The sequence below is a fragment of the Candidatus Protochlamydia naegleriophila genome, assembly GCF_001499655.1.
In the GTDB taxonomy this organism is placed as follows: Bacteria; Chlamydiota; Chlamydiia; order Chlamydiales; family Parachlamydiaceae; genus Protochlamydia; species Protochlamydia naegleriophila.
The window spans coordinates 46,260-67,136 of sequence record NZ_LN879502.1; the positions used below are offsets into that span (position 1 = coordinate 46,260).

Genomic DNA, 20,877 nt, shown 5'->3' on the forward strand with positions numbered 1-20,877 from the left:
AGCAATCTAATATCTATGCGTTAAAGCGGTTCACGAGGTTTTTTCCGATTTCAACTCCTTCTAGAAAGCTTCCAAACGACGAATTCAAGAGAAAAGTTGCAACAGCCATCCAGTATACAAGGCGTGTACGAGCTATCCAATTGCCATTATCAAATGTTGTTCGATTAAATTCTGAAGAGGTAATTGTAATGAGATTTAGCCGTGCACACAGGCGAGCAGATGAAATAAACACTCGCATGTCTTCACGCGAAGAGAGTCTCTCTAAAAAGGGGGAAAGACGTACAACTGCCGCTAAGGGAGGGATCGCACAACCAAGGGCTGCTGCTTCAGGGTGCAGCAAAACAGGGAGCAAAATCAGGCCTTTTAAATAAACAGCATAGGTAAATTGGATGATTCTTTCGACCATAGCATTAAGCGAAGGGGTTGTCTGCCTCAATTGCGAGATTGATTTATACAAGCGGGTTGTCCATTTTCTTTCTCTTTCCAGATGCCGGTCAATATAAGCTTTAAGATTGGTTTTTATAGCTTGCTTATCGATCAAGCCCCTTCTTGGAATGATGCCGTTGATGTATAGATCCTCTTCAAATTGCAGGCCGATAGCATTTAACCTATCTTCAATTTCAGGCATTGAATGTATATTTAGCCATCTTTGCAAGTCCTGATAATCTCCTATCTTGAAATCACATCTTTCGGCACCTAAAAATAAACAGGCGGAGACAGCTTCTTCAGCCTCCTCTTCGTTTACTAATAAATTGATGCAGCGCTGAAAACGTTGATTTATTTCTCCTGTCAAGGAGTGATAGATAGTTCGAATGCGTAGAAAATCGGGAGCATGCTCCTCAAAGAAGTTCATGAGGCGTTGCGGATTTGTTAAACGAAGCAAAGCATCTTCTTCGACAAGTTGAAAAAAATTGAAAAAATTTTGCCATACTTGCTTAGACATAAGAAGCTTCTCGGAGGCTGCTCTTAGCTGGGCAAGTTTAGGCAGAAGTTGATCTCTTCTGGTTAAGAGCTCTTGTCGAGGGGCTCGATTGGTACGAGCCTGCTCAAAAGCCTGCAGTTCTTGTTCGAATACCTCGTAATCCAGAATGAGTCGGTTTCTCGCTCCTGTATCGCTTTCAATGTCTTGAATAAATGCCTCAATTTTAGCATTCAGGACAATTAAAAACTCGCCTTGAAATAAGTCGATCATTTGTTCCGGTGTCTGCCAGGAAGGAATAAGGGGAATTAAATCATTTTGTAAAAGAGCAAAGGCTTTTTGCAGGTCTCTTTCGCTGTCGATTTGAAATAAGGCTGTTTTTAATTGGCTATGGATCGCTTCTCTTACATTGTCTGCAAGTGATATTGAGAAAAAATCAGCAACGCGATTTAAGAACTTGAGAGTGTTCATGATCTCTTTCAAGCGTTCAATTCCACGAGATGTCGAACTTGCCTCCATCATCAATAACGAAGGAACACTATCGACTCTTAAAAGCAAACAAAGACTGATCAAGCAATGTTGAATCAAATTCGGCAAAGCCAGTATGGCGAGCATCAAGCTGCCTTGTACCATCTGACTCAAATATCCTCTCCTATTTCCAAACTCTTGTTCTAAATGTGTCTTTAAATGGCGAAGTTTATCACTCCATTGGGAAAACTGTGCAAGCTCCTTCATTTTATCAAAGATGACTTGACAAGCAGGAAGCCCGTATCCAATCAGACTGCTAACCCACATGAATTCATTAACGGTACTTGTGAAGCGGGCCCCTCTTAAAGTTCCTAGGAGAGCCGCACTATGTTTAAAAACACTGGCCATCATGCCACCACTCAGAAGACAAGTGGTACCGAGCATTGATGCGATCAATAGGGGTCTTAGCCAATCAGTTTTTGCCTTTTTAATTAGAGCAGGAAGAGTTAGGGCTTGTACACTGACTGTAAGAGCTGCTGCTTGTATCCACCTGTCGGGGTGATAATAAGCGAGTGCAATGGAACTCAAGGCAGCTGCTGCTAGCGCACCCAGCGAAGCTGCCCGGCGTAACTCTTGCACGTGAGGCATTGGGGGAAGATAGGAGGAGGCGAGAGAAACGGCGTTTACCATACTATTTTTGCTTTTAAGATAATTATTAAAAACTAAATAATAGTCTCAACTTTTTAAAAACGTAAGTATTTTATTTATTTGCTTGTGTTAGTTGAGTCTTAATTTTTTAAATTGGGTTGGAAATAGAAGCTCTTGGCTCATTTTCTCATGTAAAAAGCTGTTTGAGGCGAGGATGCGTCCTGATGACCAGTCGATAGGATCCAGGTTGTAGCTGGAGGCTCTTCCGCCTGCTTCTTGCACAAGTAAGGTGCCTGCAGCCATATCCCAAGGCTTTAGCCCCCGTTCCCAGTAGCCATCCAGTCTGCCGCAGGCTACGTAAGCTAGGTCTAGTGCAGCTGATCCTGCTCGACGCACGCCTTGGGTTAAGTGAGTAAAGCGGCAAAATTCTGCATAGTTATTATCCTCTGTTTCTCTTCTATCATAAGCGAATCCAGTTGCCAGCAGGCTATCTTTTAGAGAGGTACAGTTAGAAACGCGAATAGGTTTTTGATTTAAGTATGCGCCAAGTCCTTGGGCGGCAGAAAAAAACTCTTCTGTTAGAGGATTGTAGACGATCCCAATGAGGGGAATGTGCTGATGGAGAAGAGCAATAGAAATGGCAACCATGGGATATTGGTGGGCATAGTTAGTTGTGCCGTCGAGCGGATCCACTACCCAGATGAACTCCGATTCTGTTGTGAAAAGTCCAGACTCTTCAGCAAGAATTTGATGGCTTGTAAATTTTTTTTGCAAAGCATTGACGATGAGCTGCTCTGATTGTTTATCTGCTTCTGTGACAAGATCGCCCGGGAAGTCTTTTTCTTGGATAGATTGTAGATTTCCCCAATATTTTTTTAGAATGGTTCCTGCTTGATGGGCGATCTTAGTGGCAAGTGATAACCAGTGGGACAGTTGAGCTGAGTCGTGCATGCGAAAACCTGTTGCAAAGGGCGTGTCATTAGATTGATAATGCTTGTAGGGCATGTCATCAAAATTCATAATGCCTACATTCAAGATTATTTCCTAGGTAGGTTGAATTTAGGCGATAGCAATTTAACTCGCCCTAGTTACAATTACATTCAACATTCAGGTTTAAAATGAAAGATCGGCTCTGTCCCTGCTGCAGCGGAAAATCTTATCCAATGTGTTGTCAACGCTACCATCGCGGAGAAATCCCAGAAACAGCGCTGGCTTTGATGCGTTCACGTTTTGCTGCCTATGCCTTAGATTTAGCGCCTTATATTATAGCTACGACAGATCCAGCAAGTCCTTACTATCTTGCCAATCAGAAGTCATGGTTGGCGAATATTCATCATTTTTCAATGCAGACCCTATTTGAAAAGCTAGAAATCCTGAATTTTGAAGAACGGGGCGATGAGGCGTTTGTGGTCTTTATTGCTCATTTACGTAAGGACCAGACTGATCTTTCTTTTACAGAAAAAAGTCGTTTTAGGAGGAAAGGGCTGGCATGGCTATATGTAGATGGTCAATTGGCCAAAGGAAAGCTTTCTTGGGATGAGGCAAAAAAACTGTGATGCATCCGAAATTCGTTTTGATTGGTAAAAAGCTCCTTCATTTTGCTTCATCCACGTGAAAGCGGTGAAGTAAACGGTGGATAACTGGAGCCAGGATAAGTGCGATGACTCCCAAAAAAATAATTCCGCTAAAAAGTGCGTAACTGCCTGCAAAAATTTTTCCGGAATCGGTTTTGGGCTGTAAGACAGGGCCCATGCCGGATAAAATCATAGCTGCATTCTCATAAGCATCTATCCAGGAAAGATTTTCGAAATGGCGATAGCCCAACATTCCCAAAAAAAGAGATACTGTGATTATCGTCACGCCAAGCAAGATATTAAAAGTCAGCCTCTTCAAAAATTGACGAAGAGGAATGAGGAGGCGCTGAGAATTTGAATTCATGTGCAAGTATCTCCAAAGAAGAAGGACCAATTTTTAATTGATTTCACATTAAAAATTGGTCCTTAAAAGGTAAAGAAAAAGTCTTGAGCCGATTGAAATTCAATGTCCTGAGAACGGCCTATTTAATAGATCCCGTATTCCATGGTAACGACAGCCTTGATGCTTTTTTGAATAGTCGATGTATCGTTTTCGCCGTAGTCAGAAATGCTTGTCGAATAAGCGGGAGTGATTTGAAAGACTCCTTGGGTAGCAGAGCGGAGCAGGCCAACCTGGCTTCCGCTGTTAGTCGCCAATTGAGAAGCACGTGCTAGGGCATCTTTTGCAGCTTCTCCAAGCAAATCAATTTTGAGCTCGTCAATTTTAGTGTAAAAGTATTGAGGCTTATAAGAATAGAGCTCAATGCCTTCTTGAATTAATTCTGTTACCTGCTCTGATACTTGTGTAACACGTTCGACTTGGTTCGAACTGATTGTAAGATCACAAGATAGGGTGTAGCCTTCAACTTCGTGTGTAGAATGCCCATTCCTGTCTGACTTGTAGAGTATCGAGGTGTAGATAGGGGAGATTGAAAGTTCCTTAGAGTCAATGCCTTGTCTGTTTAAATAGGTTTTAACTCCATCTAGGTGTTGTTTAAGTTGTTCATAGGCTTTAGTGAGCGTGTCTGAGCGGACATTGAGTTTCCCTTGCCAAGTGGTAAAATTTGAATCAATTTTGCGCTCAGCATAGCCTTTAACTGTAATTTTCCCTTGCTTCAGGATGATCGTTTGTAGTGTTGAAGCCACTAAATAGACAGATAAAATTAGGCCTAGCATAATCAGTAAGCCAAAACCCCATAAGCCTTCTCGAGCTGTTTTTTGCATGGTTCTCTCTCCTCATTTTCGGCTAGGATGCTATCAATAGCATCCTTTATATTCGAGCGTCTGCCCGTAGCTTGTTTTTGAATGTCAATTTAAGATGTATTGTGTGCAGGTTCAATAGATTAAAAAAGAAGCGCAATGAAGTCCATTCTTTTTACTCGGATTTGCATGCATTCATTGAAAGCTGTAGTCGGCAAGATTTTTTCAGGAGCCTCGCTGATTTTAGGAGAAGGTCGATTTCCTTCGTTTTTTTCTGGCTCTAAAACAAAGGGGTTTTTAAAATCGATTTCCAATTTCAAAAGAAAGAGGTCCATTATGTCTTTTCCACATCCTCGTCGTTTAGAACTGGTCGATTTTTTAAAATCACTGCGACAAACTATCATCCGTGCATTTGAGGAACTCGAACAATCGACCACTTTTGAACGCAAGCCGTGGAAGCATCATCAGGAAGGTGGTGGCGAAATGGCTGTTTTGCGTGGAAATGTATTTGAAAAAGCGGCTGTTAACTGGTCAGGAGTCGGCGGTCCTACTTTTCCATTAGCTGATGGGAAAGGGCCTTTTTTTGCGACTGGGGTAAGTTTAATTACTCACATGTCCAATCCCCACGCTCCCACAACCCATTTCAATATTCGTTTTATTGAAACAGAGGATCGGTATTGGTTTGGGGGAGGATATGATTTGACTCCGATGGGATTTCCTTATGCTGAAGATACTGAGCATTTCCACCGCATAGCTGAAGAGTCTCTTGTTCCATTCGGCTCTCATGTATATCCGCAATTTTTCAAACAAGCCAAAGAGTATTTTTACATTCCCCACCGCAAAAAAGAAAGAGGGGTTGGGGGGATCTTTTTTGATCATTATAATACGGGTGATTTTGAAGCTGATCTACAATTGTGGCAAGCCGTTGGACGATCCTTCATTGAAGCTATTGTACCCATCTATCAAAAAAGAATGAATCAGCCCTATACGGCTGAAGAACGAGAGTTGCAGCTCCAGCAGCGCGCGCATTATGCCGAGTTTAATCTAATTTATGATAGAGGCACAAAATTTGGATTTCAATCGGGAGGCAACCCTGAGGCCATTCTTTGTTCGATGCCGCCGCTTGTCAAATGGTAAAATTATTCATCTGAGACGATGCTGTTTCATGCGATCATGCCTTAGATGAGCTAAATAAACGATAATAGGATATCTATGATCACAAAGACTTTTTTCCGCTTTTTATTAGTCAGTGCGATTTTTGCAAGTGTTTCTCTGTCGGCTGAAATCAAAGGTAAAGTTGATATTGGGCCTACTTTTCTCTCGATTGACATTCTCGAATCTGGAAAGACGGAAGACACCGTTCGCATGGGTGCGATTAAAGGTGATGCGACGATTTTGGTGTGGCGAGGACTATGCATAAAGCCGGGCTTTATTTTAGGTGAACGGAAAGGACAGGGACAGATCGCATCCTTCACAATTGGAGTCGGGCATTATACTCCGATTACTGAAAAATTAGCCATATTACCCTCTGTAGGCGTCACGTTCAGTTATTTGCACTTGCGTGTCGATTTCGATGAGTTTCATTTATATAACTTAAAAGAGCGCTTCCGCTCTTCCAGCCCCTTTGTTGGTTTAGAATTTTCCTACAAATTAACTGACAAATGGACATTAGTTGGCCTTTACCAATATGCTTGGAGTCATACCCATACAAAAATTAAACCTTTCATATCTGATAAGAGCCATTCTTGCGGGCCGAATTACTCTCTTGGAATCGATTACAGCCTTAATGAAAATTGGTCATTGAGTTTTGGTGTGGGCTATAACATTACAGTGTCTAAGGAAAAGCATGGTCTTCGTGGAAAAGGAGCTAAACTAGGCATTGCTTATTACTTCTAGAGGCTTCTTTCATAAGCGGCGCTTTTGTGCCCAATGCGTTTTTTTTGAGATATTATTGTCTGAAAATGACTTGTATTTACTGTATTTGTTGCGCTATTTATTTGAGGGTGATTGATAAGAATTTGAAAAAATCAAATTAATTGCAGACCGAAAGAAAATGCGAAAAGATCAAATCGTTCATTACTATGATACGTGTGAGATTGATTATCAGCTTTTATGGGATTTGAATCATAGCCGTGCCATGCATGCTGGCTATTGGGATGAGACCACTAAAACGCTTCGCGATGCTCTAAGAAGAGAGAATGAAGTGTTAGCTCAAAAGGCTTCCATCCATGCAAGTGATCGCATCTTAGATGCTGGTTGCGGAGTGGGTGGAAGCTCTATTTTTTTAGCCCAAACCTACAATTGTGAGGTAGTTGGGATTACTTTAAGTCAAAAGCAAGTTGATGCTGCTGAAAAGAACGCTCGCGACATGGGTGTTGAATCTTTGGTTTCATTCGAAGTCATGGATTACTGCCACACCCGCTTTTCAGACGGCTATTTTGATGTTGTTTGGGGATTGGAAAGCATTTGTCATGCAGACGATAAGCGAGCATTTATTAAAGAAGCTTGGCGTCTTTTAAAAAGAAATGGCCGCTTAATTGTTGCTGATGGCTTTGCAAATCAAGCTTCTTATATGGGCAAAGACTTAGTCGACATGGAAAGATGGCTCAAAGGCTGGGGAGTCAGCCAACTAACCATGGTTTCCTCTTTTGAATCTTACCTGATCCAAGAGGGGTTTCAAAACATTGTATTTGACGATATTACCTCTCATGTCATCCCTTCTTCTAAACGTTTATATTGGTGTGCCGGACCCGCAATCATTTTATCTAAAATAGGTGAGTGGCTTGGCTTGCGTACAGCAGCGCAGACAGAAAATCTCCATGGTGCGCGTTGCCAGTATCCAACCTTGAAGAAGGGGTTGTGGTCCTATGGGATTTTTTATGCCAAAAAATAATAATCCCATAATTTTAATATATGCTAAATCTAAAGCGCTATCTTAGGAAAGTCAGGATAGACTGATTTCTAGGATTTTCTCTTTGACTTTCAGCTATTTATCGATTCATGAGAAGTTTTTTCTTAGATCTAAGCTAAGGGCTATTTCATTGAAAAAGGTATTGCTGAATAACTTTTACTAAGTAGAAATATTCGCCGATTTGGGGATGGCCCTTGAGGGTCATGCCAGAGTAGTAGTGGGGTTTTACAACCGTTTAATTTTAACTTGAGATGGATGGCAATGGTTAATTATCTAAAGGCTTTAAATAATCGTGCACAGCTTGCGCAGAAACGATTAAAAGATTCATGCAATATTTTATTTAATATGCGCAAAGGAATTTGGGATCAATATTTTCAAACGGCTCCAAGCCATCAAAATGCAATCGATATTTTTCGAGGTGAATGGACTTCGAAATTCCCTTCAAAAGCCTTGAAAGCGGGAGAGGCTGACCTATTCAACGATGTCAAGGTAAAGTGGGGTATTCAGCAATTGGGGGGCGTCGTAGGAAAATCGGTGTTAGAGCTAGGGCCCTTTGAAGGGGGGCATTCTCATATGCTGCAAAAGCAGGGAGCTGCATCCATCACTGCGGTAGAAGCCAATCCCAGGGCTTACATGAAGTGCTTAATTGCGAAAGAGGTGCTGGATTTAAATCGGGTGAAATTTCTTTGCGGCGATTTTATGGAATATCTGCGCCACTCTTCGCAGTCATTTGATATTTGCTTTGCTTCAGGCGTGCTCTATCACATGCAAAATCCAGTGGAGTTATTGGATTTAATCTCGCGACGGGCATCAAAAGTCTTTTTATGGACGCATTACTTTGATGCGAAGCTTTGCAATCAAAATACCTATTTGAAGCCTCGTTTTTCAGCCGTAGAAGAGGCGAATTATAAAGGGTTCCGCTATCAAAATCACGTATATACTTACAAGTCTCGTTCGTGGAAAGTGTTTTGCGGAGGACCAGGTGGTACGAGCCATTGGTTGAAGCGGCAAGCTATTTTAGATGCTTGCAAGCATGTAGGTTTTACGGACATTCAAATTAATTATGAAGAGCTTAATCACTGTCATGGCCCTTGCTTTGCGCTCACGGCCAGCAAGAAAGCCTAATGTGTTTTTTGATTGGTCTGACCATGGGATGTTAAACCAGGTCAGATCAATTGCCTAGATTTCTTCTAGAAAAGGTTGATGACCTCTTTCGCTAAGACGGAGCCTTGAATAAATCCTCCCAGTCCTAGCGTGCCGATAGGATGAAAGTCGTGGCATAAAGAGTCGGGTAAGTATGTTATGGCCATCGTCGCTAAAATTTCAAAGTTAATCATGCGCATGCGTCCGAACAAATTTGACTGGCTAAAGGTTTCCATATTTTCTCTGGATTGCAACGAAAGGGAAAAAAGGTTGCGTTCGGTGGCAAAATTAGTGACGATTTGGGCTATTCTATCGCCGAATAAGGCATTTTCCACTCCTCCTACGGCTGCCCCGAAATCTCTTCCAAATCTCTTTAATATAAAGTATATCAGTCCGCATCCAAAACCAATCCCAGAGGCAATAGGGTACAGACAGACGGGGACGAGAATGAGTCCTATGGTGATTGCGCGATAAATGACTTGGGAGACTTTTTTGCTGATAGCGCTGACTTGAATTTGGCTTACTTGCGCTAAAGCTCGATAAACTCGATTTCTAAAAGTCCCTTGGCTTTCTAATCTTTCACCAATGTATTGCCGTAAGCTGTTCTTAATTTGATCTTTTGGAATGATCAGCTGGCGAGGTAAAATATTGTTAGCGTATAAATCTTCTTCTGTACTTAATCCAATTTCAACCATCTTGGCTTCGATATCATTGAATGAATGAACTCCTAGCCAGCGGCACAGCTCATTATAATCATCGGCTTCGAAACCGCAGTTATCGGATCCCAAAAAAGACCAAGCTTTTAAGGCCGCATTTTCATTTAAAAGATTCGTGATTCGCTGAATGCGGTCAATCAAAGACAGCTCTTCTTGAGGATTGAATCCGTACATGGATAGATAAAAGCTTTCAAACGATCTGATCGCAGCTTGATTTTGAAGAAGTTGCTCAACTTCTTCAAAGCGGGCAAAATGGTGGAAAAGATTGCGATCAATTCCTTCTAAAGCGAGGCGAAAATTTTTCCAATTCTGCCTTTGTCGATGGACATGCTCTATTTCCGACCGCAGTTGCATATAGCGCTGATCAAGCTCCAGCAGCTGTTGGGAATAGGGCGCTCCATTTATAACCCTTTGTTCTTCAATTGCAACTCTTAATCCTTCGCTTTCAGCAATCAGTTGATTGTAGCGTTCCTGTTGAGCCGGAAGGCCGGCCATTTGGTTCAGGAAATGCTCAATTTTAGCATTCATGGCTCTTTGTGTGGAACCTTGAAAGAGAGAGAGGAATTCCTCCCTTGAGAGCTGTAGTGGAACGATTTGACAACTTTGGTCTAACAGTAAATCGATTTCTGCATCTAACTCTTCGGGACTGAGATAATCTAAGATGTATTTGAGGTTGTCTAATACAACAGCTATTGTTTCGCCCCTGGTTTCTCCATCTTGCTGTTGGGCAGGGGGAAGATGTCCAAAGAATCTTTGAATGATGTTTAATTGGTTTGTTCCTGGAGGAAGAGAATTTTTAATTACCGCCTGCAGATAGGGCTGAGGATCAATATATAGCGTTTGACACAAACTCTGAAATTGATTGGGGGCTACTAAAGCTGCATATAAGCTAATATAGGGCAAAATGTTCGTTTGTAAGAATCCGCATCCCAATTGTGGAAGATTGTTAAAATGCTTGGTCAGGCAAGCAAACCGTGCCTGCCAGTATGAGTGATTCAGCATGCTATGGCCTTTTTGAAGTATGCTGCAGCTATGCGGAATGGCATAGCCAACTAACCCTGTAAAGAAAAAGGAAGAAAACAAACTGGCTGTTAAAGAGTTAATTTGATACGAGATGATTAACGCCTTTCCCATAGTCAAAGAAGCAACGAGTGATCCACCGAGGGCTAACGATCCCAAAGCAGCTAATGAGACAGCAATGGCTGTCTTTACCATCCAAGTATTTCCATGTCGCAAAATTTTGGGAGTGGCGTACAGGCTCATAAGGCTGACAGATGTTGCCGTGAAAAGCCATTGCTGTGGCTGCTGGTAAAGCAAAGCTGCTGAACCTAGCGCCCCTCCAGCTAAAAGCGTCATTGTGGAAGCGGATTGAACAAACGTTTTAGCTCGAACAGTCCACGGCTGTGTGTGCTGTTGATTGATCGGTACTACATTCATTGCTTGAAAAAACCAGTTGGAGGGTTGGAAACTATCACCTTATTTATCCTTAACACATTATACTTGCACAAGATACTCTTATAAACCTGATTTTTTTGGCTCATCTACTTGAAATTTAAACATTTTGCAGCTATTTGCCAAAAAATTGCTCCTTGATAATAGTCAAGCCGCTATTAGACTTTCTTCGAACATATCTAACTCGATCTAACTCGAAATTTCAGGTTAATAATAATAAGTTACAAATTCTAGCAAAACATTAATAAACAATCTATTTAAAAATAAATAAGCGTAGTATCGATTAATTTCAGTTGGATATGGTGTTATTACAAGGTCGCATTAAGGGATCCTCAGAGATACTATTTCCAATAAAACTTTTGGCTGCTTAATGTTCTTTTGAACCAGAGAGGGGCATTGGTACAGGTTTGTCCCAGTCGATATCCAATGAATTTTATGGCTGTCTGGATGATGGCATAGGGGATTAAAGAGGGGTGTTGATTTCCAAGTGTTTTTAGCATCGACATGACATAGGCTTGTCCTCGTTTGGTGTCTTTTCCGCCACTTTGAAGCAGATGTTGATACGAATGCCTTGCAAGCCCAATGTCAAAATGTCTATTAAATTCTTGTTTTAGGGTGTAGTCGTGAGAATGACGCACCTCAGCATCAGCAATATAGGCAATGCGATGCTTTAAGTGTAAAAGTTTAGCGACGGCAACCGTATCTTCTCCGAATAAAACAGATGAAAATCCACCGATTTCGTCTAGAGCAGTGCTGAGATAGGCGGCGCAAGAATTGGAGCAGAAGAATGTATAGACGCCGTAGGTATCGATATCGTCGATGCTGCGTATGTGGCTGGTAGATGGATAGTTAAAGTGGCGAGGAAATGTTTCGAAGAATCCGGCTCCAAAATGAGGTAGCTGCCTTGCATATGAGACTGATGCTTGTTTGTTGATTAGGGGGTGAATGAGTTTTTCTAACATATGAGGAGAGGTTGCATAGGCATCTTGAGTAATCATGACGACTATTTCGGTGCCTAGATGAGCCCTTCCTTTTTCACGGGTAAGGCCGTGATTGAATTCTGCTTGGGGAATCACGATCGTTTCGACTCCCATGGAGCGCGCGATTTCTACTGTTCCATCTGTAGAAGAAGAGTCGATCAGAAGAACGCGTGGTTTTAGGGGAGATTGAAGCAGTGGAGGCAGGCAGAAGGGAAGGTGTTTTGCTGCTTGAAAAGTCGGAATGAGTACGCCAATAGAGGAGGGGTGCATAAAAAACCTGCATTAGGATCAGATTACATTACGGGTGTTGCTTTCGAAATTAAACCATAGATGCAAAGAAAAATCAATTTTTTGCACTGTCCGCTGGTTCATATCCGACGGGCGGTATGACAAAAACCAAAGAAAGGCCTTGCAGATGGGGGGCTAAAGGCTTGGCCTCTATTTCATAGAAATAGTCTCCTTCCTTCAATAAATGGATCTTATTGATTGTAGCTACCTTAAGACCCGGGGGAAAGACTCCATCCATGCCCGTTGTTACTAAGAGATCATGCATTTTTAAAATAGGCACTGTGGATCCTTGCTCATTCAGAGGCTTGCCTGTACGCAAATCACGCCCACCTCCTTCTTCATCGTCAAAGTCGTAGTTGAATCCTGTTCCTTTTAAAATAAAGGCATCGCCTCTTCCTATAGGTCTTCTACTGCCTTGAAGCTGCCCTTTAGCCAGGTACCATGTTTTCTTTTGAGGCTGAAGAGAGTCTTTGAGGTTTTTCAAAAGCTTGGATAGCTGCTCTTGATCAATTGAAGGCATACTTTTGACTTTTTTTCGTTGAAGTTGATTCAACAGAGCTTCGACCTGCTCTTCGACGAGAACATCTTGTTCGCCTCCTCTTGCGGCTCTAACGGAAGGGGCAAGTCCTGAATCTGTAATCAATCGTACGCGGGATTGATGCTGGCCAACATAATCAATGACGCCAACGACAGCTTCGCCAATCAAAACAGGGCTGTTGTTAACAATGATTTTGCTGCCGGTGGCGGGGTTATCAGCCTCGCCTACATTGATCCAAAGTGAATTATTCCACGTATCAAAAGAGCGAAATAAAACCCTGGCTGGCACGGCTTGGATCTGGAGTTTGAGATTTCTGGCAAGGCGCTGCTGTATTTTTTGATATTCGGGTAGCAAGGCTTGAGCCTCTTTAGAGGTGATGGAGGCTAATGTATTCAATTGATTTTGCAGGTTTTGCTGATGGTAAAATAATTGATGCAGATGAGCGAGTTCATTGCTCAACAACTGATTTTCCAATTCAAGCTTTTGATTGATCTCTTCCAAAGAGAGGGCGGTGAGTGAGGGCGTGGGCTGAAAGGGATGCAAAATAAAGTGCTTTGCGATTAGTAGCTTATCCCATAAAGGAGCAAAGAAGGCGATTGATCGTCCCCTCATTTTGTCGCTCGCGGGCTTGGAAAGGCTCAAAGAGACTAGTAAGGCTATAAAAATAAAGAGATAAGAAAGGGCAAATTGTTTTTTCAAGCTTACGTGCTATTTTTAGGTTCTACATGACTGATAAAAGGGCTTCTGCAACGCATTCAATGTTTTGCGTATTTAGTCCTGCAATGTTGATGCGTCCATTACTTGGCATATAAATGGCGGCTTCTTTTCTTAGGCGAAGGACTTGGTCGCTATTTAATCCGCTGAATGAAAAAAGACCGCTCTGATGATGCATATAAGTGAAATTTTTGTCTTGCGCTTTGACGAGCAAGGCAGCAATTAATGCTTTACGCATTTCTTTGACTCTTTCACACATGTTTTTTAATTCGGTTTTCCATTCTTGTGTCAATTCTGGCGACTTTAAAATGGCTGCTACGATGCGGGCGCCATGCAGCGGAGGAGTGGAATAATTACAACGAATTAAAAACTTTACTTGGCTGGCAATATTGGCGACTAAATCAGGCCTGGTTGGAATGACAGTAAGAAAACCTACCCGTTCTCCATAGAGCCCTATATTTTTTGAAAAGGAATACGCCACCACCATTTCATGCCCTTGGCTTGCAAAGTAACGAATGGCTTGCGCATCTTGATCTAAATCCTGGCCAAACCCCTGATAGGCGATATCGAAAAAAGGGATCAATTTTTGCTGTTTAATCAGGGCGGAAAGTTCCTTCCATTGATCGAATGTTGGATCGAGTCCCGTTGGATTGTGGCAGCATCCATGCAGAAGAATGGCGCTGCCTGGAGGCATGTTGCGAATTGCTTCACACATTCCTGCAAAGTCTAATTGATAGGTTTTTGGATCGAAGTAGGGGTAGCTGCCGACATTTAAACCAGATTTTTCAAAAATCTGCTTATGATTTGACCAGGAGGGTTGCGACAGAAAAATTGTTTTACTCACAAGCTTAGCCAAAAGCTCTCCACCAAGGCGTAGAGCTCCTGATCCTCCAATCGCTTGAGCTGCTACAATCGTTTTGCTTTGGAGTATGGGGTGTTCGCGGCCAAAAAGAAGTTGAAGCGCTTCTTTAAGGAAGCCTTCATCTCCATCAATTGGTAGGTATTCTTTATTAAGTTGCTTTTGGAGGATTTGACTTTCAGCTTTTCTGACTGATGTTAAAACGAGTGGACGTCCATCGGCAGTCTTATAAGCACCTATGCCAAGATTGATTTTATTCGGACGGGGATCTTCTGCAAAGAGGATGGGCAGGCTTAAAATGGGATCATCCGGCAGTAAGGGAGTATCATTAAAAAATGACATGGCAATCCTTGGTTTTCACTCAAAAGAGTTGATGCGATTACTATTCATAAACGTGGAATCATCCAATTCTTAGAGTTTTGGTCGGATTTTCATGCATCATTGTTTATTATTCAAGGAGTTTGCAGTGGTATACTTACTCCTAATTTAATTTGAATGAAATCTGCGGAGGAAACAGGGTCACAAAATAGAGCCGATCCAATATCTGCTTGATTCTTTCAAATAATTGCGATTGCAGATCAAAAGCGGGTGCTAACGCTGGCAACCATTTGCGGCCATAAAAATCATAGGCAAATGTCAATCTACTTCCCCCTTGTTTTTCAATCATGGCACGGGCGACATTAAACACACCATGGTTGGCGTAGAGAAGTCCCAAAGACATTGCTTGCTGGTAAATGGTCAAGTATTTGGCATGTTGAGTTTGGCGGCTCAAGCACTCGGCTGAGACGCTCAAGGTGAAAAGGGCGATTCCCATCACTGTCTGAGCCGCTCCATAGCGCCAACGCCAGGTTGTCACGGAGTCGTGAAAATGGGGCAAAGAGCATTTGGGCAAGTAACCCAATACGTTAAAGGTGTTATCTATCAAGGTTAAGGCACCATTGAAATAAGGGATGGCTGCAATCATAAAGAACCTAAATAGAGTACAAAAATCTCACGTAAAGTAGGCCGTGGTTCTGCATGAAGCAGGCGTCTACTATTGGAAGCATTCGATAGGTGAATCATGATTAGATACTTTTAATCTATTGAATTTATGAATTATTGATTTTGTTTATTATTAATTGTTGATCGATTGATTTCAATGTGAATTTATTTTGTTTTCTATCTTTTTAAAAATTAAGGAACAGAATAATTCAACGTGTTAAAGAGAGTGTCTATTCATCAAAACAGGCAATTGGGGGCAAATAAGAGCGATCGAACAATTCTTCCGGATAGTTTAAAAGAAGCTAATTCTATTTAAAAACTAGGTGTATAAGACACATCCTTCAAGCTTGAGAATTACGGCTACAGGATCTTTTTTGGAGTTTTTGATAAAGGAATCGCAGAAGCCTAACATATCCAGAAGCGACTTAAGCTGTTGCGAGCTTTCACACGGCAAGATTAATCTTGTAAGTACATTCAAGTGCATTTTTTTAAGTGTTAAACGTTGTGTCGAGTGATGATTTCAATTGCTTAAAAAAAAACGACTGAATTAAGATATGAATCTTCTTAATTTTGGGGCGTTAGCTCAGTTGGTAGAGCGCAACAATGGCATTGTTGAGGCCAACGGTTCGACTCCGTTACGCTCCATATCGCCGGAGACATTTTCAGAAATGGCAATGTCTTCGGCTTTTTCATTTTCTAATCCGCTGGATTCAATGCGCTGGTTCGATAATTTCTGTCTTTGAAGACTAATTTTGCCGGGAAGATCGAACCAAGCAATTTTCGTCGAGCGTGCGTTTCGGCCTCTTGAAAATACCAAGTCAAATCATTCAAAAGACTCATCCCGTAGCGGGTATATTTTTCGAAAGCAGTGTTTGCGACTTCCAGATCGCTCATTTGGATCGTTAGCCTATCAATTTGCTCGATGGCATGCGTTATCAGCCGTTTATAAGAATCTGGGTCCATCTCTCCCGTAAGAAATCGCTACTGATCAGTCAGAGAGCCGAACTCGAGCTTTACAGAACGCCTGATATAGGCAAGCCCTGTTGCAGTGATGATGGATAATGAAAAAGAATTACTGGCGATTTGGTTTGGGGGTCTTTTAAAAACTCGAATTTTGCCTGCTCGGGTTTAATACGTTCAATGCTGATGTTTCTAGTATCGACATAATTTGATTGCGAACAGCGCTCTCACATACCTCTTCCGCTTTTTTCCACCATTTTCTTACAAATGCAAGTAACTCCTTCAGGTTTTTTGCTAATATAAACATTTATTTATATCTGTAATTGACTCAAAATCAAGACCTTGCTATTTTTATGTAAGAAATTATAGCACGTTTTTCTTACAAAATTAAAAAAAATAGACTCGTACGCTTCACCTCTTGTTTTTTGGGAAAATACAGGGTATTATTTGAGGCTATGAAAAAAGCAATAGATATAGAAATACATGAAAAAAAGCCTGAAGGTTTTTCACCTCAAGTACAGGTTGCGGCTTGTTATCTTGAGTTAGACAGCAAGCTTCTTCTGCTGCAGAGAGCCAGCAATAAGTTAGAGCCTGGCAGATGGGGGGTTCCTGGTGGGAAACTGGAAAAAAAAGAAACGCCAGAACAAGCTGCAGTTCGTGAATTATCGGAAGAGACTGGGATCTCTCTTGAGCACCTATCGCAAGTTCGATATGTAGGAGCATTATACATCAGAAAGCCAACAGTCGATTATGTTTACCATCTGCTTAAGGTTCAGGTCGATCAAATGCCTGATATTTGCCTCTCCAATGAACATGAAAGTTACAAATGGGCCTCTTTAAAAGATCTGGAAGAAATGCCATTGATGGCTGGAGGAAAAGAAATTTTAGACTACTATCGTAAAACGCTGATAAAGAAGCGTTCTGGTGCTAGCGTAAACGCTTATCTTATTTTGAGACATAAAGACGAGATTCTTTTTTACTTAAGAAAGAATACCGGTTATTGCGATGGCATGTGGGGTTTAGTAGCTGGTCACGTTGAAGATGGTGAACCGGCATCGACAGCAATGATCCGAGAAACTCGCGAAGAAATTGGAATAGAACTCTCTTCTTCACAAATTAATGTTGTTCACGTGATGCATCGAAAAACAAATCGATTGAACGTTGATGTGTTTTTCGATTGCCGATCTTGGCATGGGGTCATCAAGAATCTTGAGTCTGAGAAATGTGAAAAATTGGAATTTTTTCCTGTCAGCGTGTTGCCTTCAAATATTGTTGACTATGTCGCAATTGCTTTGGATCACATTGTGCAAGGAGAATTTTATTCTGAAATTGGGTGGGATCGATGATCTTAAAGAAGGAGTTTTACTTTGTTCGGCATGGACAGACAGATCATAATATCCTAGAAGGTGCAGGAAAAGGAGACCATCCTGAGGATATTTCATTAAATACGGTTGGAAGAAATCAGGCTGCAGCTATTGAGCCTATGATTGCTCTCCTGCCAATTCAAACCATTTGTGCAAGCCCGATGAAAAGAGCACAAGAAACCAAGGAAATCATTGGTGCACGATTGTTAGTACCTCATTATGAAATAGGCAATCTTGGTGAATGCTCCGGAAAAATTTGGAAAGAGATGACGCGTTTGGGCATGTATTCTCCTTTTCCTAGTGGTGGCGAAGCACGTCTTTTTATGGAGCGAGTACGAGATGGGATCAACCATGCTCTTTCTTTACCCGGACCTTCATTGATCGTAGCTCATGGGGGTATCCATTGGGCTGTTTGTTGCATGATGGGCATTGAAAATCATGAGTGGGCAGTTAGTAATTGCATAGTTGTCCACTTTTCGATTGGAACTTATGAAAAATGGATTGCAACTAAGCTCTCATAAAGGAACACGAGATCGCTATGGTCCATCAATGGGAACCTCAGCAGATACTAGAACCTCGCTTGGCGCTTGAATTGATTTGGGAACAATTTCTTGACCTTCCTCTATTCAAAATTCGGTTATTGGGAGCAGGCTAGGATAATACGGCTTTTGTAATCAATGAAAATTTGATTTTTCGTTTTTCTTGAAGAGAGATTGCTGTTCCTCTTTGAGAGACTGCCTGTTATGCCAATCTTTCAGAGGAAGAAAGAGACAGACTTGCTCAACCTATTCCTCATTTTCTTGCAGGCCTCCATGCAACACTCACCTTGATTACTTCTGACTGATTTGTGAGGTAAGGTTTCACTTTGATAAGAGGTTCTAGCTCATAGAGCTGCTTCAATCCCTCGGGTTCGAGAATGCTCCGGCTTTGGCCAAAATCTTTCTTCCTTTTCATTTTCTCTTTTATTCCTTTTATATGCGTTATTTTGCCTGTTCTCCCTATTATTTATTGGATTGGGCCGATAGAAGAGTCTAGATTTTTTAGGAAAAAAGGAGTTATGAATGGATAGAGGGTATTTGCTATAGGCAAATCCCGAGTTCACTAATGAGAGAGTGAGGGAAGGTGATGATTTTGTATCTTTTTACCTTTTTGGCAGGTATTGCGACCGTTCTCTCTCCTTGCGTGTTGCCCGTTTTACCAGCCATTTTATCGGCGGGTTTAGGACGTGGCCGCTATAGGCCTCTGGGAATCATAATAGGCTTAATGGTAAGCTTTGCGCTTTTTACCCTAGCCCTGACCTTTTTCGTTCATCTGCTGGGAATATCGGCCAATGCCTTGCGCTACTTGGCTATGGCCATCATTGCCCTTTTTGGGCTTGTCATGCTTTTTCCAGCTTTAGGAGATCGATTTGCGCTTGCCGCGTCATCGATTGCTACGTTAGGTGCCCAGGTTCAATCTCACGCATCTCAACAAACAGGATTTAAAAGCGGACTACTCTTAGGAGCGGCTCTTGGGCTTGTTTGGACGCCTTGCGCTGGGCCAATTTTGGCCGTTATCACAACTCTTGTCGCCACTCAAAACGTAACGACAGAAATCATCTTGTTAACCCTGGCTTATAGTTTGGGATCGGGGATCCCGTTGTTTTTGATTGCCTACGGGGGGAATAAGGCATTGACGGCGATTCCCTTTCTGGCTCGCCATTCGGAAGGAATCAAGCGCTTTTTTGGTGCCCTCATGATTTTAACTGCAATCGGCCTGTTTTTCCATTTTGAAGTCTATCTCCAGCAAATTGCTGTCAAATACATTCCAACTTTGCAAATCGAAAATAACCCTGATGTTAGGCGGGAGTTGGATAAATTGAGGCCGGCGTCGCCTTTTTCGGAAGAGACTGTGACTGCCTTAAAAAAAGTGCACGGAAGCGAGCTGCCGCGCATAGCCCCGGCCCCTGAAATAGCTGGAATTGAAAAATGGATCAATAGCGAGTCATTAACTCTTACACAACTACGCGGCAAGGTAGTGTTGATCGATTTTTGGACATACAGCTGTATTAACTGTATCAGGACGCTTCCTTACTTGACGAGCTGGTACGATCGCTATAAAGACAAGGGCTTTGTTATTATTGGAGTGCATACTCCTGAATTTGAATTTGAAAAGGATTCAGATAATGTTGTGAATGCAACCGAGCGCTTTCATATTCACTATCCTGTTGCTTTAGACAACACTTATCAAACATGGCAAGTTTATCATAATCTATACTGGCCTGCCCATTATTTAATCGATCAAGAAGGCATTATCAGGCAGGTTCATTTTGGTGAAGGGGGATATTTGGGGACTGAAAATGCTATCCGGAATTTGCTGGGGCTTTCTCAGATGGAAGGTAAGGAGCCTGAGCGTGAGATTGCTAGACCCATTACTCATGAAACATATCTTGGCGCAAGCCGCGCTAAAGATTATCAGTCCGATATCCACCTTAAACCCAATGAAGTCGCCTTTTATGGCTACTTGCTCCCTCTTGGCAATGATCGAGCGGGATTGAAAGGGCAATGGTTGGTCGAATCTGAAAAAATTACTTCGCAAAGCGATGCGAGCGAGCTTGATTTGAATTTTATTGCCACTCGCGTGTATTTGGTCATGGATAGCGTTGCACCTCACGCCGTTGCTGTCTTCCTCGATGGAGTGCCATTGCCTAAAAAATACTACACTGCTGATATGAATGCGAATGGCGAGATTTTAGTAAGCGAGGCCCGCAAATACGACGTGATTAATCTAAAAGGGGAATATGGACGCCATGTCCTCTCTTTACAGATTCCTAAAGGCGTTTCAGCGTATGCCTTTACATTTGGAGACGAGCCTTAAATCTTATTCTGAAGGGAGGAAGCATGAGTTTAAAAGTAAATGCTACGGAAGTTCATTATGCCAAACAATTGATAGAAGCAGGAAAGTTTGATCGGGGGGGAAGTAGGTGGAGTGCCGTGCAGCCATCTGCTGAAAAAGAGGATTAATTCCTCAAGGAGCATTATTGGTGCGCATATGGGTATTAGTTTTTGGCCGTTCAAGATACTCATCCCCAGCAAGCAAAGCAGCATTACGGATTTCCCTATGGAGACTTCCAGCAAGTGGAGTCATAGCTGCAAAGAGGTGGACGACTCAGTATGGGCCATT

The 20,877-nt window shown here is 42.1% G+C and carries 20 protein-coding genes and 1 tRNA gene; 10 read left to right on the plus strand and 11 right to left on the minus strand.

The genetic code is table 11. The features are described 5' to 3' along the window. Positions 1 to 13: 13 nt before the first annotated feature. Together PNK_RS00195 and PNK_RS00200 are read right to left on the minus strand one after the other, a co-directional pair. Complete coding sequence (locus tag PNK_RS00195; protein ID WP_059059527.1) at positions 14 to 2,077, minus strand: hypothetical protein; 2,064 nt, start codon at positions 2,075 to 2,077, stop codon at positions 14 to 16. 87 nt (positions 2,078 to 2,164) lie between these two features. Beyond that, entirely contained in the window at positions 2,165 to 2,986 is an 822-nt protein-coding gene (locus PNK_RS00200; RefSeq protein ID WP_059062291.1) for an inositol monophosphatase family protein, read from the minus strand. 167 nt (positions 2,987 to 3,153) lie between these two features. Here PNK_RS00200 and PNK_RS00205 point away from each other — a divergent pair, with 167 nt between their 5' ends. Further along, the gene (locus PNK_RS00205; RefSeq protein WP_059059529.1) at positions 3,154 to 3,591 is read left to right on the plus strand and encodes a YchJ family protein; all 438 of its coding nucleotides are present in this window, start codon (positions 3,154 to 3,156) and stop codon (positions 3,589 to 3,591) included. A 37-nt stretch (positions 3,592 to 3,628) separates the two neighbouring features. On the opposite strand, the gene PNK_RS00210 is transcribed toward PNK_RS00205, so the two are convergent. The 3 genes from PNK_RS00210 to PNK_RS00220 all read right to left on the minus strand — a co-directional run bounded on the left by PNK_RS00210 (position 3,629) and on the right by PNK_RS00220 (position 5,144). Next, a complete protein-coding gene (locus PNK_RS00210; RefSeq protein ID WP_059059531.1) occupies positions 3,629 to 3,973 on the minus strand; it encodes a hypothetical protein in 345 nt (114 codons plus the stop codon). A 122-nt stretch (positions 3,974 to 4,095) separates the two neighbouring features. Next, entirely contained in the window at positions 4,096 to 4,833 is a 738-nt protein-coding gene (locus PNK_RS00215) for an SIMPL domain-containing protein (RefSeq protein WP_059059533.1), read from the minus strand. A gap of 119 nt (positions 4,834 to 4,952) precedes the next feature. Further along, positions 4,953 to 5,144, minus strand: a complete 192-nt coding sequence (locus PNK_RS00220; protein WP_059059534.1) for a hypothetical protein — start codon at positions 5,142 to 5,144, stop codon at positions 4,953 to 4,955. Between the two features lies 1 nt (position 5,145). On the opposite strand from PNK_RS00220, the gene hemF reads away from it, so the two are divergent. From hemF to PNK_RS00240, 4 genes are all read left to right on the plus strand, one after another. Next, a complete protein-coding gene (gene hemF, locus PNK_RS00225) occupies positions 5,146 to 5,946 on the plus strand; it encodes an oxygen-dependent coproporphyrinogen oxidase (protein WP_059059536.1) in 801 nt (266 codons plus the stop codon). A gap of 75 nt (positions 5,947 to 6,021) precedes the next feature. Next, positions 6,022 to 6,705: an outer membrane beta-barrel protein gene (locus PNK_RS00230; protein WP_059059537.1), complete on the plus strand. Its 684-nt coding sequence runs from the start codon at positions 6,022 to 6,024 to the stop codon at positions 6,703 to 6,705. 157 nt (positions 6,706 to 6,862) lie between these two features. Continuing rightward, complete coding sequence (locus PNK_RS00235) at positions 6,863 to 7,702, plus strand: SAM-dependent methyltransferase (protein ID WP_059059539.1); 840 nt, start codon at positions 6,863 to 6,865, stop codon at positions 7,700 to 7,702. A gap of 279 nt (positions 7,703 to 7,981) precedes the next feature. Continuing rightward, positions 7,982 to 8,845 carry a class I SAM-dependent methyltransferase gene (locus PNK_RS00240; RefSeq protein ID WP_059059541.1) on the plus strand — a complete coding sequence of 288 codons (864 nt, stop codon included), beginning with the start codon at positions 7,982 to 7,984 and terminating at the stop codon, positions 8,843 to 8,845. 65 nt (positions 8,846 to 8,910) lie between these two features. Here PNK_RS00240 and PNK_RS00245 read toward each other — a convergent pair whose 3' ends face one another. From PNK_RS00245 to PNK_RS00265, 5 genes are all read right to left on the minus strand, one after another. Then, a complete protein-coding gene (locus tag PNK_RS00245) occupies positions 8,911 to 11,016 on the minus strand; it encodes a hypothetical protein (protein WP_059059543.1) in 2,106 nt (701 codons plus the stop codon). 356 nt (positions 11,017 to 11,372) lie between these two features. Beyond that, positions 11,373 to 12,281 carry a glycosyltransferase family 2 protein gene (locus PNK_RS00250; protein WP_059059545.1) on the minus strand — a complete coding sequence of 303 codons (909 nt, stop codon included), beginning with the start codon at positions 12,279 to 12,281 and terminating at the stop codon, positions 11,373 to 11,375. A gap of 73 nt (positions 12,282 to 12,354) precedes the next feature. Further along, positions 12,355 to 13,536 carry a rod shape-determining protein MreC gene (locus PNK_RS00255; RefSeq protein ID WP_059059547.1) on the minus strand — a complete coding sequence of 394 codons (1,182 nt, stop codon included), beginning with the start codon at positions 13,534 to 13,536 and terminating at the stop codon, positions 12,355 to 12,357. A gap of 22 nt (positions 13,537 to 13,558) precedes the next feature. After that, positions 13,559 to 14,752 carry an amino acid aminotransferase gene (locus tag PNK_RS00260; RefSeq protein WP_059059549.1) on the minus strand — a complete coding sequence of 398 codons (1,194 nt, stop codon included), beginning with the start codon at positions 14,750 to 14,752 and terminating at the stop codon, positions 13,559 to 13,561. Between the two features lie 139 nt (positions 14,753 to 14,891). Further along, entirely contained in the window at positions 14,892 to 15,374 is a 483-nt protein-coding gene (locus PNK_RS00265; RefSeq protein WP_032124735.1) for a hypothetical protein, read from the minus strand. Between the two features lie 589 nt (positions 15,375 to 15,963). On the opposite strand from PNK_RS00265, the gene PNK_RS00270 reads away from it, so the two are divergent. Beyond that, positions 15,964 to 16,036, plus strand: a tRNA-Ala gene (locus PNK_RS00270). 51 nt (positions 16,037 to 16,087) lie between these two features. Here PNK_RS00270 and PNK_RS00275 read toward each other — a convergent pair. Then, positions 16,088 to 16,354, minus strand: coding sequence for a hypothetical protein (locus PNK_RS00275; protein WP_059059551.1), 267 nt, complete (start codon positions 16,352 to 16,354; stop codon positions 16,088 to 16,090). Positions 16,355 to 16,806: 452 nt separating this feature from the next. Between PNK_RS00275 and PNK_RS13665 the strand changes: the two genes are divergently transcribed. The 4 genes from PNK_RS13665 (at position 16,807) to PNK_RS13835 (ending at position 20,717) form a co-directional block, all read left to right on the plus strand. Continuing rightward, positions 16,807 to 17,697, plus strand: coding sequence for an NUDIX domain-containing protein (locus PNK_RS13665; RefSeq protein WP_197560216.1), 891 nt, complete (start codon positions 16,807 to 16,809; stop codon positions 17,695 to 17,697). After that, positions 17,694 to 18,236 carry a histidine phosphatase family protein gene (locus PNK_RS00285; protein ID WP_059059553.1) on the plus strand — a complete coding sequence of 181 codons (543 nt, stop codon included), beginning with the start codon at positions 17,694 to 17,696 and terminating at the stop codon, positions 18,234 to 18,236. Before PNK_RS13665 ends, PNK_RS00285 begins: the two co-directional genes overlap by 4 nt. Positions 18,237 to 18,840: 604 nt before the next feature. Continuing rightward, on the plus strand, positions 18,841 to 20,571 hold the full coding sequence (locus PNK_RS00290) for a cytochrome c biogenesis protein DipZ (RefSeq protein WP_059059555.1): 1,731 nt from the start codon (positions 18,841 to 18,843) through the stop codon (positions 20,569 to 20,571). 23 nt (positions 20,572 to 20,594) lie between these two features. Continuing rightward, positions 20,595 to 20,717, plus strand: a complete 123-nt coding sequence (locus tag PNK_RS13835; protein ID WP_269446521.1) for a hypothetical protein — start codon at positions 20,595 to 20,597, stop codon at positions 20,715 to 20,717. Positions 20,718 to 20,877 lie beyond the last annotated feature (160 nt).